At 41.7% G+C, this 19,542-nt stretch carries 17 protein-coding genes; 13 read left to right on the top strand and 4 right to left on the bottom strand.

All coding sequences use genetic code 11. From position 1 onward, the window contains the following. Positions 1-40 precede the first annotated feature (40 nt). The 9 genes from pyrF (at position 41) to GF867_RS07490 (ending at position 10,779) form a co-directional block, all read left to right on the top strand. Positions 41-781: an orotidine-5'-phosphate decarboxylase gene (gene pyrF, locus GF867_RS07530; RefSeq protein WP_153832497.1), complete on the top strand. Its 741-nt coding sequence runs from the start codon at positions 41-43 to the stop codon at positions 779-781. A gap of 24 nt (positions 782-805) precedes the next feature. After that, positions 806-1,453 carry an orotate phosphoribosyltransferase gene (gene pyrE, locus GF867_RS07525; protein WP_153832496.1) on the top strand — a complete coding sequence of 216 codons (648 nt, stop codon included), beginning with the start codon at positions 806-808 and terminating at the stop codon, positions 1,451-1,453. 59 nt (positions 1,454-1,512) lie between these two features. Next, positions 1,513-2,760: an MFS transporter gene (locus tag GF867_RS07520; protein WP_153832495.1), complete on the top strand. Its 1,248-nt coding sequence runs from the start codon at positions 1,513-1,515 to the stop codon at positions 2,758-2,760. 527 nt (positions 2,761-3,287) lie between these two features. Further along, positions 3,288-4,136 carry a hypothetical protein gene (locus GF867_RS07515; protein ID WP_153832494.1) on the top strand — a complete coding sequence of 283 codons (849 nt, stop codon included), beginning with the start codon at positions 3,288-3,290 and terminating at the stop codon, positions 4,134-4,136. 39 nt (positions 4,137-4,175) lie between these two features. After that, on the top strand, positions 4,176-5,447 hold the full coding sequence (gene murA, locus GF867_RS07510; protein ID WP_153832493.1) for a UDP-N-acetylglucosamine 1-carboxyvinyltransferase: 1,272 nt from the start codon (positions 4,176-4,178) through the stop codon (positions 5,445-5,447). 78 nt (positions 5,448-5,525) lie between these two features. Next, positions 5,526-6,791 carry a transcription termination factor Rho gene (rho, locus tag GF867_RS07505; RefSeq protein ID WP_153832492.1) on the top strand — a complete coding sequence of 422 codons (1,266 nt, stop codon included), beginning with the start codon at positions 5,526-5,528 and terminating at the stop codon, positions 6,789-6,791. A gap of 620 nt (positions 6,792-7,411) precedes the next feature. Continuing rightward, a complete protein-coding gene (gene ybaK, locus GF867_RS07500) occupies positions 7,412-7,888 on the top strand; it encodes a Cys-tRNA(Pro) deacylase (protein ID WP_366927790.1) in 477 nt (158 codons plus the stop codon). A gap of 67 nt (positions 7,889-7,955) precedes the next feature. Next, a complete protein-coding gene (locus GF867_RS07495; protein ID WP_153832490.1) occupies positions 7,956-10,394 on the top strand; it encodes a zinc ribbon domain-containing protein in 2,439 nt (812 codons plus the stop codon). Between the two features lie 121 nt (positions 10,395-10,515). Further along, positions 10,516-10,779, top strand: a complete 264-nt coding sequence (locus GF867_RS07490; RefSeq protein WP_153832489.1) for a type B 50S ribosomal protein L31 — start codon at positions 10,516-10,518, stop codon at positions 10,777-10,779. Positions 10,780-11,342: 563 nt separating this feature from the next. On the opposite strand, the gene GF867_RS07485 is transcribed toward GF867_RS07490, so the two are convergent. Beyond that, entirely contained in the window at positions 11,343-11,855 is a 513-nt protein-coding gene (locus GF867_RS07485) for a hypothetical protein (protein WP_153832488.1), read from the bottom strand. A gap of 531 nt (positions 11,856-12,386) precedes the next feature. On the opposite strand from GF867_RS07485, the gene cysK reads away from it, so the two are divergent. Together cysK and epsC are read left to right on the top strand one after the other, a co-directional pair. Then, positions 12,387-13,304, top strand: a complete 918-nt coding sequence (gene cysK / locus GF867_RS07480) for a cysteine synthase A (RefSeq protein WP_153832487.1) — start codon at positions 12,387-12,389, stop codon at positions 13,302-13,304. After that, the gene (gene epsC / locus GF867_RS07475) at positions 13,291-13,869 is read left to right on the top strand and encodes a serine O-acetyltransferase EpsC (RefSeq protein ID WP_153832486.1); all 579 of its coding nucleotides are present in this window, start codon (positions 13,291-13,293) and stop codon (positions 13,867-13,869) included. The genes cysK and epsC overlap by 14 nt, the downstream gene beginning before the upstream one ends. 62 nt (positions 13,870-13,931) lie before the next feature. Here the strand turns inward: epsC and GF867_RS07470 are convergent, their stop codons facing one another. Together GF867_RS07470 and GF867_RS07465 are read right to left on the bottom strand one after the other, a co-directional pair. Continuing rightward, the gene (locus tag GF867_RS07470; protein ID WP_153832485.1) at positions 13,932-15,011 is read right to left on the bottom strand and encodes an AbrB family transcriptional regulator; all 1,080 of its coding nucleotides are present in this window, start codon (positions 15,009-15,011) and stop codon (positions 13,932-13,934) included. A gap of 56 nt (positions 15,012-15,067) precedes the next feature. Then, a complete protein-coding gene (locus tag GF867_RS07465; RefSeq protein WP_153832484.1) occupies positions 15,068-15,685 on the bottom strand; it encodes an NUDIX hydrolase in 618 nt (205 codons plus the stop codon). 154 nt (positions 15,686-15,839) lie between these two features. On the opposite strand from GF867_RS07465, the gene GF867_RS07460 reads away from it, so the two are divergent. Continuing rightward, positions 15,840-16,565: a purine nucleoside phosphorylase YfiH/LACC1 family protein gene (locus tag GF867_RS07460; protein ID WP_153832483.1), complete on the top strand. Its 726-nt coding sequence runs from the start codon at positions 15,840-15,842 to the stop codon at positions 16,563-16,565. An 879-nt stretch (positions 16,566-17,444) separates the two neighbouring features. Beyond that, complete coding sequence (locus tag GF867_RS07455) at positions 17,445-18,434, top strand: NADPH:quinone reductase (protein WP_153832482.1); 990 nt, start codon at positions 17,445-17,447, stop codon at positions 18,432-18,434. A 62-nt stretch (positions 18,435-18,496) separates the two neighbouring features. Here GF867_RS07455 and GF867_RS07450 read toward each other — a convergent pair whose 3' ends face one another. After that, positions 18,497-19,408, bottom strand: a complete 912-nt coding sequence (locus tag GF867_RS07450) for an acyl-CoA thioesterase (RefSeq protein ID WP_153832481.1) — start codon at positions 19,406-19,408, stop codon at positions 18,497-18,499. Positions 19,409-19,542 lie beyond the last annotated feature (134 nt).

Raw genomic sequence — 19,542 nt, 5'->3', positions numbered from 1 at the left:
TTTCAGAGGGAATCTATCTAAGAAGGAGTAGTCGTACACTATGAATCAACAATTACCTATTATCGCACTTGATTTTGGCACTATGGAAGAATTGCAGGCTTTTCTTGAGCTGTTTCCTAAAGGTGAAACCTTAAATTTAAAAGTTGGAATGGAAATGTTTTATCTGAATGGACCAGAATTGGTTCGTGAGCTTGTGGCAGCCGGACACCAGATTTTTCTGGATTTAAAGTTGCACGATATCCCTAACACTGTGAAACGTAGTATGACCATTTTAGCTCAACTAGGTGTCGCAATGGTCAATGTTCATGCAGCGGGTGGGACGCCGATGTTGCAAGCAGCGCGCGAAGGTTTACTAGCTGGTACACCTGCAGGGGCACAGCCACCTTTATTGATTGCGGTGACGCAACTTACTTCAACAACCGAAGCACTGGTCGCTCAAGAACAATTGAGCAGAGTGAATCTAGCCGATAGTGTCGCTCATTACGCGCAAGTAACTGCTGAAGCTGGTCTAGACGGTGTGGTCTGTTCGCCACTTGAAGCAGGTGACATCAAATCAGCATTAGGACGTGAGTTCCTTACGGTTACACCAGGTATTCGCTTAGCGAGCAATGATGTTCAAGCAGACGATCAACATCGAATCGCAACACCCGCTCGCGCAGCTGCTTTAGGAAGTGACTTTATTGTCGTAGGACGTCCGATCACCCTTGCCGCAGATCCAGTCGCTGCTTATCGTCAAATCTCAGCGGAATGGCAAGCAGCAAAAGCTCAAACTCAAGCGTAAGCAATTAACTAAGGAGGAAGATTAATGACAACAAATCAATCAAGACAAGCGATTGCAGATATTTTGTTAGAAATTGGCGCAGTCAGCTTAAATCCCACTCAGCCGTTTACTTGGGCAAGTGGTTTAAAGACGCCAATTTATTGTGACAATCGCCTGATTATGAGCCACCCTCAAGCTAGAACAACGGTGGAACAAACATTGGCAGACCTAATTCAGAGTGAGTTTCCCAACGTTGATGTGATTGCTGGAACAGCAACTGCTGGCATTCCGCATGCAGCGATTGTGGCACATCTGTTAAATAAACCAATGATTTACGTGCGTTCAAGCGCCAAAGGACATGGCAAGCAGAATGCGATTGAAGGTCATTTAGCAGCCGGTCAAACCGTGGTAATGATTGAAGATTTAATCAGTACCGGAGGCAGCGTGATTCAGGCAGCTGAAACTGTGCAAGCTGCAGGAGGCGAAGTTCTCGGTGTGTGTGCAATTTTCAACTATTTATTAGCGAAAGGTAAAGACGCCTTTGCAGCAGTTGATTATCCTTTACATACATTGACGGATTATCAAGTCTTAGTCGAGCAGGCGGTACAAAACGAAAGTTTGGCTGCTTACCGCGAAACATTAGAACAATGGTATCAAGATCCGCAAAGCTGGTCAGCGCAACATACGAACTAACACTTAACCATTAATCATTAATAAACGAAGCCTGTGAGCTTCAATTAAGGAGAAAAATTATGAAAACAAACTTATCAAAAAACGACCGTAGAGCCCTTATCGCAGCAATTGTGGCCTCAGGAATGGACGATTTAAACGTAATGTTCCTAGCCTTTTCAATGTCGACGATTATTTCACAATTGAATTTAACAGGTGCACAAGGAGGCTGGATTGGGACCATTACCAACTTCGGTATGTTATTCGGTGGCCTAATCTTCGGTGTACTGGCTGACCGCTATAATAAATTCAAAGTCTTCAAATGGACGGTTATTATTTTCTCAATCGCAACAGGCTTAATCTTCTTCACTGAAAGCATCGGCTACCTTTACTTGATGCGCTTTATTGCCGGGATTGGTGTCGGAGGCGAATACGGCGTGGCCATTTCAATTATGGCAGGTATTGTACCTGTTGAGAAAATGGGTCGCATTAGTTCACTAAACGGTATCGTGGGTCAAATCGGATCGATTACGTCAGCAATTTTAGCTGGTTTAATTGCACCAATTTTCGGCTGGAGAGGTTTGTTCCTATTCGGACTGTTCCCGTTAATCTTCGTCATCTGGATGCACTTTGCGATTGACCCAGAAACAATTACAGATCACGATGCGAGCGCATCTGAGAAGACAGCAACTCAACCTAAAGGCCGTATCGCAGATTTATTCAAAGATAGAGCTTTAACGCAACAAACGTTAGCTTTAATGGTGATGACAACTGTACAAATCGCAGGTTACTTCGGCATGATGAACTGGTTGCCAACCATTATGCAAGAAAACATCGGTGTCAGCGTTAGCGGCTCAAGCACATGGATGGTCGCAACCATTCTAGGGATGTGTTTAGGTATGTTAGTTTTCGGAAACTTACTGGATAAATATGGCCCACGTTTAGTTTACGGAGTTTTCCTAATCTGCTCAGCCGCTTCAGTTTACTTATTTACCTTTGCGCAAACAGGCCCTCAATTACTAATTGGCGGTGCCATCTTAGGATTTTTCGTCAATGGTATGTTTGCAGGCTACGGCGCGATGATTACTCGCCTATATCCTTATGAAGTGAGAACAGTGGCCAACAATACAATTCTGAACGTAGGACGCGCGGTTGGTGGTTTCTCATCCGTTATTATCGGTCTGATTTTAGATAACTCAGGCGTAGCTACTGTCATGATTTTCCTTGCGAGTCTTTATTTAGTCAGCTTAGTCTTCATGTTGAGCATGCCAAACTTAAAACAATCACGCTACCAACAACATGGTCAACTTCCAACATTAGCAGAAGCATAACAAAATACGATTCACCGTATGAATAGTCAAAGCGCTCAGCTTTGCCTTTCATACGGTTTTTTAGCTTAAGTAATTTTAAGTTTTAGGCTGGTTTACCAAGCTTTGTGCTTCGCTTAGCAATGCGTGAGGAGCGACTCTTTTCAATTTTCTAGCAAGCGTCTAATTAAATGTTTAACCACCTCTTAACCTACCTAACATCTATTATTTATTCAATATGCTTAAAGAAAGCTTGATAAAGGTTGCTTTTTAGGAAAGTTTTGGTAAAATCGTTAGGTTAGTCTTTTCTGCTATGGTGGGAAGGACTGGGATTTGTAATACTTTTGTCTGGGGAGCTAAGCACATTTAATAGGCGTTTTGGGAAGGGCTGAGGCTGTTACTTGAACGTTTAGCGATGGTGAAGCGTCTTTTGGAAGTATGAGGGGTTTATTACACAGGCTTTAAGAATTGGTTAGGTTAGGCTTTTTTAATATTCCTTGGGTGATTATTGTGCTAAAATAGTGGGGTAATCATTTTAGGGGGGCGTTTGTGTGAGAGAAGTATCTGATTCGACTTGGGAGCTTCGAGTTGACGGAGCTTTGGTTGCGCATATGTTGGATTATTTCCAGTATCTTCCATTGGAGGAGTTTTTAGCGACTCGTCCGGAGTGGAATTCTCCTGAGATTAGTGATACGTTGGCTTTACTTCAAGCTTTGATAAGTGTCGACTTGGAAACAGTCGAGGCTTTAGCTCCGAAACTTCATCTTGATTTTTTACTTCAACCTTCTTTCCTTGAGCGAAAAGTTTATAGTTATACGCATAATTTAATTTTAAATTTATCGAAGCGTGAGCTTTCGGATTATTTGCGTGGCTTGACGCCTTTGTTGGTGGATGTGTTACGTTTGGTGGTAATGGAGCATGCAATTCCGGATTTGGATCGATTCTTAGTGCGAGTGACGAAGGAGACTTCGGATGGACGCAAGATTTATAAGGGTTTGCAGTGGAATCGGGCAAAGATTGAGGAAAAGCGAAATCGAGTGCTGCGTACGTGGCATAAGTATTATGGTAATAATTTTAATTATAAACATTATGTGAGTTCGAGTCATTTGTTGAAGTTATTAATGGACTATGCAGATGATGACGAGATTAAGGAGACGGCGTTTGCTGTTCGTCAAATTGAAAAGAATTTGCGTAATATTGTGGCGCATGAGGTATTATTTGTGAATGAAGTATGGTTGCAGGAACGAGCGAATATGAGCTCGGATGCTATGCATGCTTTATTGATGCGTTTGATTTATGCGGCTGGTTTAACAGATCAGCAGCAGTGGGATGTTATCAGTGATTTGAATGAACACTTAAAAGAGTTGTTCAAGGCGAGAATTTTAGAGAATACTCAGTGAGTATGACTATCTACTATATTTAAAGGAGTTTATGTTTGTATGAAGAAATTAGTCATTCGTGGTGGGAAGCCATTGACTGGTGAAATTACGATTAATGGTGCGAAGAATAGTGCGGTTGCTTTAATTCCAGCAGCGATTATGGCAGATTCAGAAGTTGTTTTAGAAGGTGTTCCGGATATTCAAGATGTGTATTCTTTGTTGGATATTCTGAATGATTTTAATGTCAAAACTGAATTTAAAGATAATACGTTGAAGATTGATCCAACAAATATCGCATCAATTCCGATGCCAACTGGTAAAATCCAAAGTTTACGTGCTTCTTATTATTTCATGGGCGCAACTTTATCTAAGTTTGGTGAAGGTGTGATTGGTTTACCTGGAGGATGTTTCTTAGGACCGCGTCCAATTGACCAACATATTAAAGCTTTCCGTTCATTAGGTGCACAAGTGGATGATGATTTTGGTGTGATTACACTGACTTCACCAAAAGGTCTACAAGGAACGCGTATTTATATGGACGTTGTATCAATTGGTGCAACGATTAATGCGATTCTAGCAGCTGTAAAAGCTGAAGGTAAAACAACGATTGAAAACGCAGCACGTGAACCAGAAATTATTGATGTAGTTTCTTTATTAACTAAAATGGGTGCGAAAATTCGTGGTGCAGGTACGAGTGTTATTCGTATCGAAGGTGTTGAGAAGTTACATGGAACAAGTCATACACTTATTCCAGACCGTATTGAAGCGGGAACTTATTTAACAGCAGCTGTCGCAATGGGTGACGAAGTTCGTGTGAATAACGTGATCTATGAACACATTGAAAGTTATATTGCGAAGTTAGATGAGATGGGCGCGAAGATGGAAATCGGTGAAGATAGCATCTTAGTTCATAAATCTGATAACCTACAAATGGTTAGCTTGAAAACATTACCTTATCCAGGTTTTGCGACAGACTTACAACAACCGATTACACCTTTATTAGTTAAAGCAATGGGTAAAGGAACAATCATGGACACAATCTACCCGCAACGTGTCAAACATATTCCTGAATTGAACCGCATGGGCGCGAACATTCGTGTTGATGGCGACATCATTCGCGTAGAAGGACCTTCTGAATTATCAGGTGCTCCAGTTAAAGCGAGCGACTTAAGAGCAGGCGCAAGTTTAGTCATTGCTGGCTTAATGGCTGATGGTGAAACTGAAATTACAGGGGTTGAAAACATTCTACGTGGTTACACAGATATCGTAGGTAAATTACGTGCATTGGGTGCCGATATTGAAATGTTTGATGATGGTCAAGAAGAAGCTTAATCATACACGAGTAAGTTTAGCTAAATAATCACTCAAACAATCACTAAAGTAGAAAAAAAGAAAGAAAGTAGGCATCGCATGGCGGACGCTTTTTCGTTAGAAACATTATTAGAAAAAGAAGTAAAGGAATTATATGCTTACGCACGTGAGCTAGATATTCCGAACTATAGCCAATTAAGTAAAAAAGAATTGGCCTTGGCGGTAATGAGAACTCAAGAGGAAAAACAAGGCTTCTTCCAAGTAGAAGGAGTTTTGGACATTCGTTCAGACGATTCTTTCGGTTATTTAAGACCGATTAACTATTCACCGAGTCAAGAAGATATTTATATTTCAAATTCACAAATTCGTCGTTTTGATTTACGAAACGGGGATAAGGTTGCAGGACCAGCGCGTCCACCGAAAGCCAACGAACGTTATTACGGTTTAATGCAAATTTCAACGGTCAATGGCAAAGACCCTGAAGCTGCGAAGCAACGTGATCACTTCCCAGGTTTAACAGCTTTATATCCTGACGAACAAATCAAACTCGAATATAAAAAAGAAGGTTTATCAAACCGTCTGATTGATGTTGTGTCACCCGTTGGTTTCGGTCAACGTGGACTGATTGTGTCGCCACCGAAAGCTGGTAAGACAACTATTCTAAAAGAAATTGCCAATGGCATTAAGCACAACCATCCAGAAGTTGAATTGATCGTTCTATTGATTGACGAACGACCAGAAGAAGTAACAGATATCGAACGTAGCGTCAAAGCAGACGTCGTATCTTCAACATTCGATCAACAGCCCGAAAATCATGTAAGAATTGCGGAATTAGTCTTGGACCGTGCAATGCGTCTAGTGGAAGATGGTCGTGATGTCGTCGTCTTAATGGACAGTATCACACGTTTAGCTCGCGCTTATAACTTGGTTGTACGTCCTTCAGGTCGTACGTTAAGTGGTGGACTAGACCCAGCAGCTTTCTACTTCCCGAAACGTTTCTTCGGAGCAGCCCGTAATATCGAGGGTGGTGGATCATTAACGATTCTAGCGACAGCTTTGGTTGACACTGGTAGCCGTATGGATGACATGATTTACGAAGAGTTCAAAGGAACGGGTAACATGGAATTACACTTATCTCGCCAATTGGCTGAGCGTCGTATATTCCCAGCTATTGACATCAAACGTTCAGGTACACGTAAAGAAGAATTATTGATTGAAGCCAATAAACTTGAACAAGTTTGGCGCCTACGCAAAATGATGCAAGGCGATGCACTTGAATACACGGATCAATTGATTCAACTCTTACGTAAAACGAAAAACAACGATGACTTCTTTACACAATTCGAGAAGATTGTCCTTAAATAATCAACCTAACACGGGCCTAGCAGCTCGTGTTTTTATTATCCTATAAGGTTTTATAAGTTGTATGTTGATTTACCAAGCTTTGTACTTTGCTCAGCTAATTGTTTTCCAAGGCGGTGGTCGCTTTCAAAGCCTCGCGGTTGTGAGGGCTTTTCCAGCTCAATCGGCTAGGGTGTGTCTAATTCGCTACGCTCAAAGTCACACCAAGCTACTCCGATTGCCCTTTGTACCGCTTTGGAAAACAAATCGCTGAGCTACGTTGAGTATTCCAACAAAAGCAAAGCGATATAATCAAATTAAAACTGCTAATCGGAATTTAAAGTCCTCGGCCTCGTTCGAGGTTTTCTGATCCACAACTAACTCCCTGCCCAAATACATCCTCACTCGCCTAAGCTAATAGGAATCGCTCGGTAAATTTCCACCAAAGTAGCATCATTCACACTAAAGCTACTGGCGTAAGTCTTGTTAGGGGGGAGGCTAATTGGCGGAAGTGGTGTGGGGAAATATTCTGACAAGATGAAAATTTGCTGAGAAACTTGCGTTCTTAGTTATCTTTATAGCATGCGATATGATAAAATTAGTTTATAACCCGTCTGGGGAAAGTGTAAATGGAGGGGAGTCGCGTGGCCAAGGTAACGAAAACGAATGTAATGCGAATTCTAACGCAGCACAAAATTTCCTATGACATTCATCAATATTTGGGGTCTGATGTGCATAACAGTGTGGATGTTGCAACGAAGATGGGCATTGCACCTCAACAGATGTTTAAAACGTTAGTCACTCAAGCTAAATCTGGCGCGCATTATGTGTTTATGGTGCCAGTAGAGGCTGAATTGGATTTGAAAAAGGCGGCTCAAGCGGTTGGTGAGAAAAGCATTGCGATGATTAAAGAGAAGGAGTTATTGCCTTTGACTGGTTATGTGCATGGTGGTTGTTCGCCTATTGGGATGAAGAAGCAATTTCAAACGGTTCTGGACGCGAGTGCGTTGAACTTTGAAACCATCACCTTTAGTGCGGGCAAACGTGGCTTTTCTGTACAAGTAGCACCACAAGACTTGGAGCAGGCCATACCTTTAATTATTACAGAAGTTAGTCATTAAATGATCTAAAAAACAAGCAATAATAAAGATTGAATATTGATACTATTACAATGAGGTGAATGAAGCAATGAAGAAGTGTTCAAATTGTGAGGCGGCGAATTTAGACAAAGCAAAATTCTGCCATCAGTGTGGTGCCTTGATGGATTTGGGACGAGAGATACCGTCAACTGTTAGCCCAGCAGCTAATAGTCAGCGCCCATCCTTGGAAGATTTGGAGTTTGTTCAAACTGATTTGACAACCGAAAATCCTCGCACATTGAAAATGAAAGACAAGGTCAGCTTGAATGAGGGAGCGTCCGACACTCTGGCAAAGACAAGCGATTATCCGAGTGAAGCTTTTATTGATGCCACACCCCATCCGCGTCAATCTGCTGATAAAGATATTAGCCGAGCAGACACAGGGGAAGTCTATATGGCAGATACTTTGGCGAATATTAGTTCAGATATCGACTTAGACGCTGACAGAACGAATTGGCGAGCGGCCAAAAAAGATAAGCTATTAGCTCAGTTTGTTGAGCAAAAGGTAGAACTGGCACCACCAAAACGAGCGAGTAGTTGGGTAGCAGTAGAAGGCAAACCGCCAAGCGCTGAAGTTCCAACAACAGTTACTTCTGCAGTAGATGAGACAAGTCAGGCAGCGACAACAAATGAAACAGATTTAATTAGTCCAGCTCAGCCACAGCATGGGGCGGATCAGACTGCAAAAGCAGCGCCTGATGTTAATTCAGCTATTGGCTCACGGGAAGGACGTTCAGCCAAAAAAGCAGTAGAGCATCCTGACGCAAGCACACCACCTAATGATGGAAACAGTGTGTCTTACCATGACAATCCGATTTTCAAACGTGAACCTGTCTATATAGCGCCAGAAACATTTGGACCTAGCGAGAGAGAAGCGCGTCGTAGCTTAGATGTTGAACTAGCCGCGGTTGTTTCAACCATCGATTGTCCAAATTGTGGACATAAGAATCCGGATTATTATTCATTCTGTCAGAACTGTAACCATCGTTTGTATGATTATCAATTCATTTCAGAATCAGAGGCTACTGCACCCATTGCTGGATCATCAACGAATGTGACTAATAGTAGTGGTGTTAGCGGTGATCGGCCAGAGCAAACAGACTTAGATGATGAAGTCTTTGTGCCAGCTTATATTGAGGTGGACCCAGTCATGCAAGATACGACGCAAAAACATTCATCTAAGAAAAATAAAAAGAAAAAAGAACACTCATCGGGCGGTAGCTGGTTTGGTTGGATCGTGACGATTTTAATTATTCTGATAATTGCTGCAGCAGCCTTTCTTGGTTATCAATATTTATTCGGTGGGCCTTCAGCATCAGCCGTTTATCAGTCTTATAGTGAGGCAATTCTTAGTCAAAATTACGCAGAAGCAGCCAGTTTAACAGCTAATACAAATGGTTACGCCTGGACGGCTGACGATGTTGAAGGGATGGTCACAAATTATGCAGAGGCACAGATAGACCTGCCAGCCTTGTTAAGTGCCAATCCTGACGAAACAGAGCTCAGTCATGAGGGTCGCCTATTACTTGAGGTGGATACTGAACCGAGTTTTCTCGGTTTATTCCCTCAGTATCAACTGTATGTGCAACCTTTGACGGTTGCCTTATCAGTTCCGAACGATTACCGTGATATCGCAATTACAACGTTATCACATGCTGCTCAACCCATTACGGCTGGAGATCCCATTGTAATTGAACCCCGTGAAGAATTTATTATTATTAGTATTAGCGAAAATGGTGAAGCGCGCGAAATTGGCATTGATTTAGATTATTCAAAATTATCAGGTAGTGCACTCTCGATTTCTTTAAAACAAGTTGAGAACCGCCTAATGTTAGCAACGGATAATTTAGGCTTAGCCTATCCACAAGAAATGAAGGCAACGAGTTTTACCATCGATGGCCAAACGTATAACTCGGATATTATTACCTTAAACGGTTATGTCGGTCAAAGCTTTACCGTCTCTGTTCAAGGGGAATACTTAGGCCAAGCCTTTACTAGTGCAGATCAACAAGTGAATTTAGTGGACGGTCAAGATATTCAAGTATCACTTGCTGAAGACACAGCTTTGTTAACTGAATTAACTGAAATCGAAGCAAGTCAAGGAGCGAGTATCGCGAGCCGCACACCAGTAGAAAGTGCCGAAATCTGGTTACAATCTTTCCAAAATACGTTTATAGATGCCGTGAATTTCCGTGCGCCTGAAATGTTGAATAACTATGGAACTGATTCCGAATGGTACAACACGACTGCAACTTGGATTTTAAATGACGTAGCGTCAAACAGCATTTATTATAATACCGCGACATACGAAATCTTGAGTGCAGAAGTAAACGAGAGTGGACAGCTTGTTTTGCTGACTACCGAAGAATACACTTATACTTTAGCAGGGGTTGAAGCTATTTCAGCTCAGAGTCGCGTTTATGTATTGACAGAAGACGGTGGCCAGTATACGATTGTTTCGGTTGAAAGCCAAGAAATCGCTAACTAAAAAAATCAAAAAATTCCTTTGCATTTCTAGTCTAATCATGGTATTATTCTAGTGTTGCACAGTAGCAAATGAATTAACTCTATACTAGCAAATAGTTTAGGGCAGAAAGGAAGTACACATAATGAAACAAGGAATTCATCCAGAATACCGTAAAGTTGTTTTTATGGATACATCAACAGGATTCAAATTCATCACAGGTTCTACTAAAAACTCTAACGAGACAGTAGAATGGGAAGACGGAAACTCTTACCCATTAATCCGTGTTGAAACATCTTCTGATTCACATCCATTCTATACAGGACGTCAAAAGTTTACACAAGCAGACGGACGTGTGGACAAATTCAACAAAAAATACGGTCTCAAAGACGCAAACGCTGCGAAATAATTTTAGGCTTTCAAACAACCTATCGCCAATCGGTGATAGGTTGTTTTTTTGTTTAGAGTTGATTTACCAAGCTTTTTGCTTCACTCAGCTTATTGTTTATCCAAGGTACACTGTTATGGAAATTGATTATACTTATTGCTTTAATAAATAAAATCGAAGAGCAAAAGGTGTGTCGACCTGCAGGCCGACACAATTTAAACTTCTTGTGGATCTAATACAATCGTCGTGCACCATGAGACACGACTCATTGTCTATCGTGCGCCAGTTTTCGCAACTGAGACATGATTCCGAGCTGATTGCCCTTGATACCGCTTTTGGACAACAAGGTGTAGAGCTACGCTTAATAATCAAGTTGAAACGGCTAAGTGGAACTTAATGGATTTAGGCTAGTTCAAGGCTTTCTTGCGCTAAAAGGGTGAGTGTTCATTATGGAAATGGGCATGGCGTAAGAACGGCGCTAATCTAGCCGATGGTCTAAGCCAATCGACCAGAATAAGCGCTAATCTAGCCGAAGGTCCAAGCCAATCGACCAGAATAAGTGCTAATCTAGCCGATAGTCCAAGTCAATCGACCAGAATAAGTGCTAATCTAGCCGAAGGTCCAAGAGAATCGACTAGAATACAGGCTAATCTAGCCAAAGGTCCAAGAGAATCGACTAGAATACAGGCTAATCTAGCCGATAGTCCAAGAGAATCGACCAGAATAAGTGCTAATCTAGCCGAAGGTCCAAGAGAATCGACTAGAATACAGGCTAATCTAGCCAAAGGTCCAAGAGAATCGACTAGAATACAGGCTAATCTAGCCAAAGGTCCAAGAGAATCGACTAGAATACAGGCTAATCTAGCCGATAGTCCAAGCCAATCGACCAGAATAAGTGCTAATCTAGCCGAAGGTCCAAGAGAATCGACTAGAATACAGGCTAATCTAGCCGATAGTCCAAGCCAATCGACCAGAATAAGTGCTAATCTAGCCGAAGGTCCAAGAGAATCGACCAGAATAAGTGCTAATCTAGCCGAAGGTCCAAAACAATCGTCTAGAAACTTGAAGTAGCAAGTTTTTGCGTATCTGTACCCCAATCCAAACGCAAACGCCTAGAAAGTACGTACAAATTGTTAAAATAATATTGAAAATGTAAGCAAAAAGTTAAAAAAGAATATTTTACAGAAACATGTGAAGAGATAATCCCAATTGCGATGAGTAAAAACTTGAGTTTTAGGAATCTTATTTCACCTCTATTTACACTTTCAGTAATGGTGGATATTTTGTATGTTTTTTTTCTTAACTCTGATGTTACTAGTTGTAAAGAATTCTTTATGTCAACATGGATTATCTTAGAAAATAAAGATACTCACGAAATGCTTTTAGGAAAATAAAAAGCGTCTTAGTGTCGAATAATTCATCGCAAAACGACTTTTATACAACCACTTGTGTATGACGAAGCGAAAATATTTTTAAAGCTGTTTTTCCGTGAATCGTCAAGATTTGTACGCCTATTTTGGGAAATAAATTAAATTATTATGAGCAAACATATTGACTTTAGGATTTTAAAAGGTTAACATTCTAATAATCTTTTGTATGTAAATTAATCTATTAGGAGGAATTTTAGTATGTTATTTGAAAATATTGTCGACGCAATTGGCTATACACCCCTGGTTAAAATTAATGGTTTAGATGCAGAGTATGCAGATGTTTATGTGAAATTAGAAAAGAATAATCCAAGCGGTTCGGTTAAAGACCGTCCGGTTAAATATATTGTGCAAGATCTGTTAGATCGAGGGGAAGTTGAAGTAGGCGGCACGATTGTGGAATCAACAAGTGGAAACACGGGTGTTGGTTTAGCGATGATTGGTGCAGCTTTAGGGATTAACATTGTGATTGTCATGCCTGATTCAATGAGTATTGAACGTCGTACAATTATTCAAGCTTATGGTGCTGAATTAGTTTTAACGCCTGCTTCAGGTGGTATGAAGTTAGCAGGTGAAAAAGCCGAAGAAATTGCGAAAGAACGTGGTGCAGTAGTCTTTGGCCAGTTTACAAATGATGCGAATGTGGTGGCACATGCTGAAACAACTGCACGTGAAATTTTAGCTGACTTACCAGATGTTGATGGTTTTGTAGCTGGAATCGGAACAGGTGGTACAGTTTCAGGTGTGGGTCAAGTCTTGAAAGCTGAAAAAGAAGGAGCAGTTGTTTGGGCAGTTGAACCAGAAGGTTCACCTTTATTAACTGAAGGAACAGCAGGTTCTCACAAGATTCAAGGTTTAGGCGCTAACTTTATTCCAGAAATATTAGATCAATCAGTCATTGATAAAATTGATACAGTGTCTAACGAAGAAGCGATTGCGACTGCAGTGGACTTAGCTAAAACGCAAGGAATTCTAGCTGGAATTTCTTCAGGTGCGAATTACGCAGTGGCTTTACGTTTGGCGAAGGAACTAGGCGCAGGTAAAAAAGTAGTGGTAGTATTACCAGATAGTGGTGAGCGTTATTTATCAACAGGGTTCTTTGGCGATGGACAAGCGTAAGTATCCCGCCGAATTAGAAGAAAAAGCTATTTCTTTAGCGAAATTTATTTATGAAAAAGATCCAGCAGCCACAAGTTGGCAAGAAGTTTACGACTTATACCCAGGTTTTAAAGCGGTAATGGATCATCATGAAGCTCACCGTTTGTATCAAGCGGGAGAGTTATATGAAGCGCGTAAATTGTCTGAGTTGTCTCGGAAAGAGACGGGGATCGAAATTCATCCTGGCGCACAATTAGGTGAAGATATTTTCATTGACCACGGCATGGGTGTCGTAATCGGTGAGACGGCGATTGTAGGAGATCGTGTGAAGCTTTATCACGGAGTGACTTTAGGTGGTACGGGTAGTGAGAAAGGCTTGAAGCGTCATCCAAGTATTCATCCCGATGCAGAAATTGGAGCGAATGCGACTTTATTAGGTAACATTACAGTCGGGCACCATGCGAAAGTCGGTGCGGGTGCTGTGGTCTTACACGATGTACCACCTTATGCGACTGCAGTAGGTGTTCCAGCGCGTATTATTCTTCATGATAAAAATTGGAATCGAATTGGCGAATATCAAATATAGTACGAATAGTAAAAAAGGACCTCACAGCTGTGAGGTCCTTTATAATTTTCTCATCCTAAACTCTAACCAAACCAATAAGCCACAATAGCTGCAATTTGCGGAAAGAGACTCGTCACCACAATGACACGTAATACTTGCAGGACGACAATGTCAGAATTTTTAATATTCAAGTCACCGAGAATTAAGACGACATCGGAAGCACCGGCTGGAATAGCGGATAACATCGAATCGGTCAGGGGCATCTTTTGGAACTTATGAACGAGGTAGCCTAAAATCAGACAACCTAGTAAGAACATCGGGATGAGCACTAAGACTGGTATCAACAAGTCCATCAAGACACTCAATTGTTCACTGTGAAAACTTGTTCCGACATACCAACCAGATAGCACTTGTGCTACGCGTCGGTAAGCGACCGGAAGTGGCTTTACACCAACCGTTAAATTGAGAATCGCCATGCCGATTAAGGCTAGGACCATTAAGTTTAAACTGGTGACTACTTGGCTAATTAACCAAGCGAATAGACTGGCGATGATTAAAGCAAATAAGCTATTTAAGGCTGGGCGCTGACTACTGCGAGTTGCGTTTATTAGCGTATTTTGCCCGTTAGTTAGATGTGATGTTTGGTCTTTATCGGTGTTGAGGTGTTGATTAAGTTTAACGACCAGTGAAGGAAATACACCAATCCCCATCACCATGCGCATAAATTGCATCACGGTCACCACAACGGGTTCGGCGCCGTAATCTTCACTAATAATTGGGATGGTGCCCATCCCACCTGGAATGGAAGCAAAAAGTGCTGTCACCAAAGAAAGATCACTGACTTTCGTTAAGACAAAACCAATGACGATATTCAATACAATCAGACCACTGATGATCGTCACGAAGGCCTTCCATAATTTCGGTAGGCGTTTCAAGTCAGCCGCCGACAAGGAAGCGCCAATGAAACTGCCGGCAATAACTTGCGCGATTTCTTTCGTTCCAACAGGCGCCCAGATACGATCGGTAAGGACCTGCATGGTCGCAAAAACCAACATGACACCTACCAATAAACCGCCGGGAATATTGGCTTTCATAAAGCCACGCCCGACGAGTATCGCGAAGACTAAAGTGGTAGCGACCATTAAATAACTTTCGATTGTCACACAATATCCTCCTCTATCTTAAACTTGACCTCAGTGTAGACGTAGTGAGGATCTTATTACTTTAAGTTAAAACCATCTGCCAAGAGAATTCGTGAGAAACGATGCGTAAGGTTAGCAGTATAACCCCATAAATTTTCGTTCGGCAAATTGTAAAAAGGTGTTTTATGGACACTGTGTTTAAATTTATAATTCGGTCCATTGGGTAACATATGGAAAGGAAACTCGTCTTCGAATAAAGACTTAGCGCGAATCGTGTAATATTTTGGTTCGTTTTCAAGTAAGTAAGCTAGTGGCACAGTAAATAAGCGTTCGACTTCTTCATTGTGTTGAATGTCTTCTAGTTTGACATTCAAGCGTCCGACAAAGCAATGGATGACCGCCCAGTCGCTCACAACATAATCGATTTCGCCAAAGATTTCGATCTCAGCAGGGTCGACATTCAATTCTTCAACCGTTTCTCTTACCGCGGCTGTCTCGAAAGACTCGTTTTCTTCAACGCGTCCACCTGGAAATGAAGTTTCGCCCGGTTGAGAAACTTTATGGCTTCTGACTTCGTATAAGACATGTGTCTCACCGTCTACGTCAATTAAAGGTAGTAAAACAGAGTAATAGCGTTGGTCACCGTATGGTTCTGCATGGTAATTTTCAATAATGTGTTTAATGTGTTGATCCATATCATTCAAGCCCTTCTTGGATAATAAGTCCTATTATATCAGATATCTGATGGGGATTTGTATCTATTCGTGTCTTTTATTATAATTAAACGGTGAATAACCTGAAGAGGTTAGTGAAGCTTCAGGCAGAATTGAAAGGATGGATGATAGAAGAATGCACTCAATTAAATTGACTCAAGCAGGCTTGTCGCATTATGTGGCGGGTTCAGCCTATAATTTTAGACAAGCAGAAGTAGGGGAGCAAGTCATTCAAGATGCAAATCGTGCCCTAGCGACGATGGGGATTCAGCCACAAGCTTTATATTCCGGTACGCAAGTTCATGGCGTTAACATTGAATATTGTGACGGTCAAACAGGCCAAGATGGCCTATACGGTAAAACCTTCCCTGACACAGATGGTTTGATTACCGATCGTCCAGAAATTGCATTATTGATTAAATATGCGGATTGTACACCCATTGTGCTCTTTGATCCCTTTAAGAAAGTTCAAGCACTTTTACATTCTGGCTGGCGTGGAACGGTGCAAGAAATTGCGTCGCATGCGATTGAACGTATGGAAACAGATTTCCATTGCCAACGTGAACACTTGGTAGCCTACTTAGGTCCTTCGATTGACCAAGCTAATTATGAAGTCGGCCCTGAAGTTTATGCAGCCTTCTCAGCTTTCCCGGACCGTGACCAGTTTTTCCAACCGCAACCTAAAAGCGATAAATTTAAACTTAGCATGCTGGATGCTAACCGCTTTTTATTATTAACGAATGGCCTCAAAGACCATCAAATCGACGTTTCACGTCAATCAACCATTGAAAGTCCAGCCCTCCATTCAGCACGTGGCGAAGGCCCAACTTACGGCCTCAATGCCTTAATCACCATGATTTAATTAGCCAAAATACTATTCGAAACTACTCGCACTCAAATCATTGAATGTGAGTAGTTTTTTTTATGTATTGGAAGCTTGTATAAGTTTAACGTTGAATTACCAAGCTTTGTACTTCGCTCAGCTGATTATTTTCCAAGGCGGTGGTCGCTTTCAACGCTCTATTGATGATTGTGACGTTCGTGCTTTTCCAGCTCAATCGGCTAGGCTCATAGTCAGAGCAAGCTACGCCGATACCGTTGTGGAAAACAAATCGCTGATCTACGTTAAATATTCCAACAAAAGTAAAGCGATATAATCAAGGTAAAACTGCTAAACGGAATTCAAAGTCCTCGGACTACTTTCGAGTGTTCCAATGGGGTGGAAGGTGAAAAGGAACTTCTTAACGCACTTGCTTTGAGAAAATTATTTCTAATGTGTCGACTGGTCGACTGAGTTAGCACATTAACCTACTCAATGTGTCGACTGGAATTCTGAGTTGGCACGATAAGAAAAAATATAAAATATTGGCGGTTTTTCAGTTGGTAATGTGGGGATTTTCTTGTGGAAAATGAGAAGTTTCGGATAAAAATGTGCATAAATAGTGAACATCTGAATCTAATGTGTCGACTGGTCGACTGAGTTAGCACGTTAACCTACTCAATGTGTCGACTGCAATTCTGAGTTGACACGATAGAATACGTCCTAATCAATATTGTGATAGAAATCAAAAATATAATGATAATTAGCTACTTTAATGTTTGTCTGAAGAAAGAAAAGCAACGATAACAGATAAAAACATAAACGATAAATTTCTTTTGAAAAAGAGCAATCTTTAAATCACCTATTATGTTGTAAAATCGGTTACAATATAGCTAAGCGAGACAGAAAGGTGGAGGCAAGATGAAAGCAATTCAAGTAAATAAATTTGGTGGACCCGAAGTGTTACAAGTAGTGGAGATTCCAGAACCAGTACCTGGAGCGCGCGAAGTACGTGTAAGTGTGCATGCAGCAGGCGTTAACCCGAACGAAGCGTATGCCCGTACAGGCACTTATGGCGCCTATATTCCAGAACTTCCTTATACACCTGGCTTTGATGGAGCAGGGGTGGTTGATGCATTAGGTGAAGACGTGACGCATATTAAAGTGGGCGACCGCGTGTATATTGGTGGCTTTATGGCCGTTCGCAATACCGGAACTTATGCTGAGAAAGTGGTCGTTGATGCGGCTTCAGTGCATCCACTGACTGACGAGTTGAGTTTTGAACAAGGAGCGGCCTTGGGTATTCCAGGACTAGCCGCTTACCAAGCAATTGTCTTAAGAGGACAAGTGACAGAACAGGATACGGTCTTTATTCACGGAGGTAGTGGCGCGGTAGGGCTGACCGCCATCCAAATTGCTAAAGCAATCGGTGCTAAAGTGGTGGCTTCGTCCAGTACTGAAGAAGGTCGCAAATTGATTCGTGCTTTAGGAGCGGATGCTGCCATTAATCATGTGCGCGACGGCCAACACGATGAAATTATGGCGGCAACCGACGGCTTGGGTCCAACAGTGATTGTCGAAATGTTAGCCAATCACAACTTAGATACGGATATGGAAATTGCTCGCAATGAAGGTCGTATTGTTATTCTGGGTTCGCGCGGGAAAATTGAAATTGACCCTCGCCATACGATGACCAAAGGTCTAGATATCTTGGGGATGAGCGCCATTAATCTGGATGCAGACGCGACTTACGCTGCCTATCAAGCCTTAACTGAACTGGTCAATGAAGGTGAAATTCTACCACTGGTTGGTGATGTCTTACCATTAGAAGAAGCGCGCCATGCACACGAAATTATTCTAACGAAAAAAGGCAACGGTAAACTCGTTTTAAGAATCCAAAATACGAACTAATTTAATTAAGTTAAAACTAAAACTCCCGCTCTCATTCAATCGCATGAGAGCGGGAGTTTTAGTTAGTTTTCAGTTAAAGCTACTAAGCGTGCGTATAAATCAGGTAAAGCATCTGTTAATTGGAAAGTGCGGTCACCGTTTAAGGCAATTACTTGCATCTTAGTATGACCGACAGAGCGTAGGTCACCGGTTTCGACATCAAGAATTTGGTAGGCAATGATAATCTGATTACCTTCCACTTTACCAACTTTAGCACTAATTTTAATCGATTCACCAAAGCGCATCATGGTTTTGTAGTCAGCGACAGCTTGAGTCATGGGAGCTAATAAGCCCATTTCAAGTTGTTGTTTCTCAGAAAAGTCAATTTGTGCCATTAGCTCAGTACGTGCTTCTTCAAACATACGGAAGAAGTTTGAATGGTGAACAATCGCCATTTGATCAGTTTCGTATAATTGAACTTTTCTTTGTAACGTTAAAGTAGATGCTGTTGTAAAGTCGTAAGAATCCGTTGCTTGGCGCTTGCGATGGTTCGTCGTGTCTGTGTCTTCGGATAAGTTGGCTTCAAAATTTGTTTTGAACAAGTCATAAACGGACGGTAATTGACGGCGTAAAGAAATAGGGCGGTAAGTATCTTTGCTTAAGAAAGCATGACGGCTGGTTCCGAAGGCTTTGACTTTATCAGTCTCGGTGTCGGTTATTTCGTAAGCTAGTGTCATCGTAACGCCGTTAAATTGCGAGACATGTGCAGCGATATTCACTTTTTCTCCAAATTTCGTCATGCGTTTAAAGTTTGCGTCAATCGCAAGTACGGGTACGACGACGCCGTCAGCTTCCATTTGTGCGTAGTCATAGCCTAAGTCACTCATTAACCAAGTGCGAGCTTCTTCAAACCAACGCACATAGTTGGAATGGTGGACGATGCCAGCGGCATCGGTTTCGTAATATTGTACTAAGTGTTGCCAATTGCTTGTCATAGACTGTTCCTCCGATAAATCGTGTTTATTTATAGCTATTTTTTCACATTGGGCGCTTGTTTAGGAAGGGTTGTGTCGCGCCAGCAGATGTGGTTGCATATTTTGATATGAGTTGATTATAACATGTTTTGGAC

The organism is Fundicoccus ignavus, assembly GCF_009659375.1.
Lineage (GTDB): Bacteria > Bacillota > Bacilli > Lactobacillales > Aerococcaceae > Fundicoccus > Fundicoccus ignavus.
This window is presented reverse-complemented; position numbering and strand designations above follow the sequence as displayed.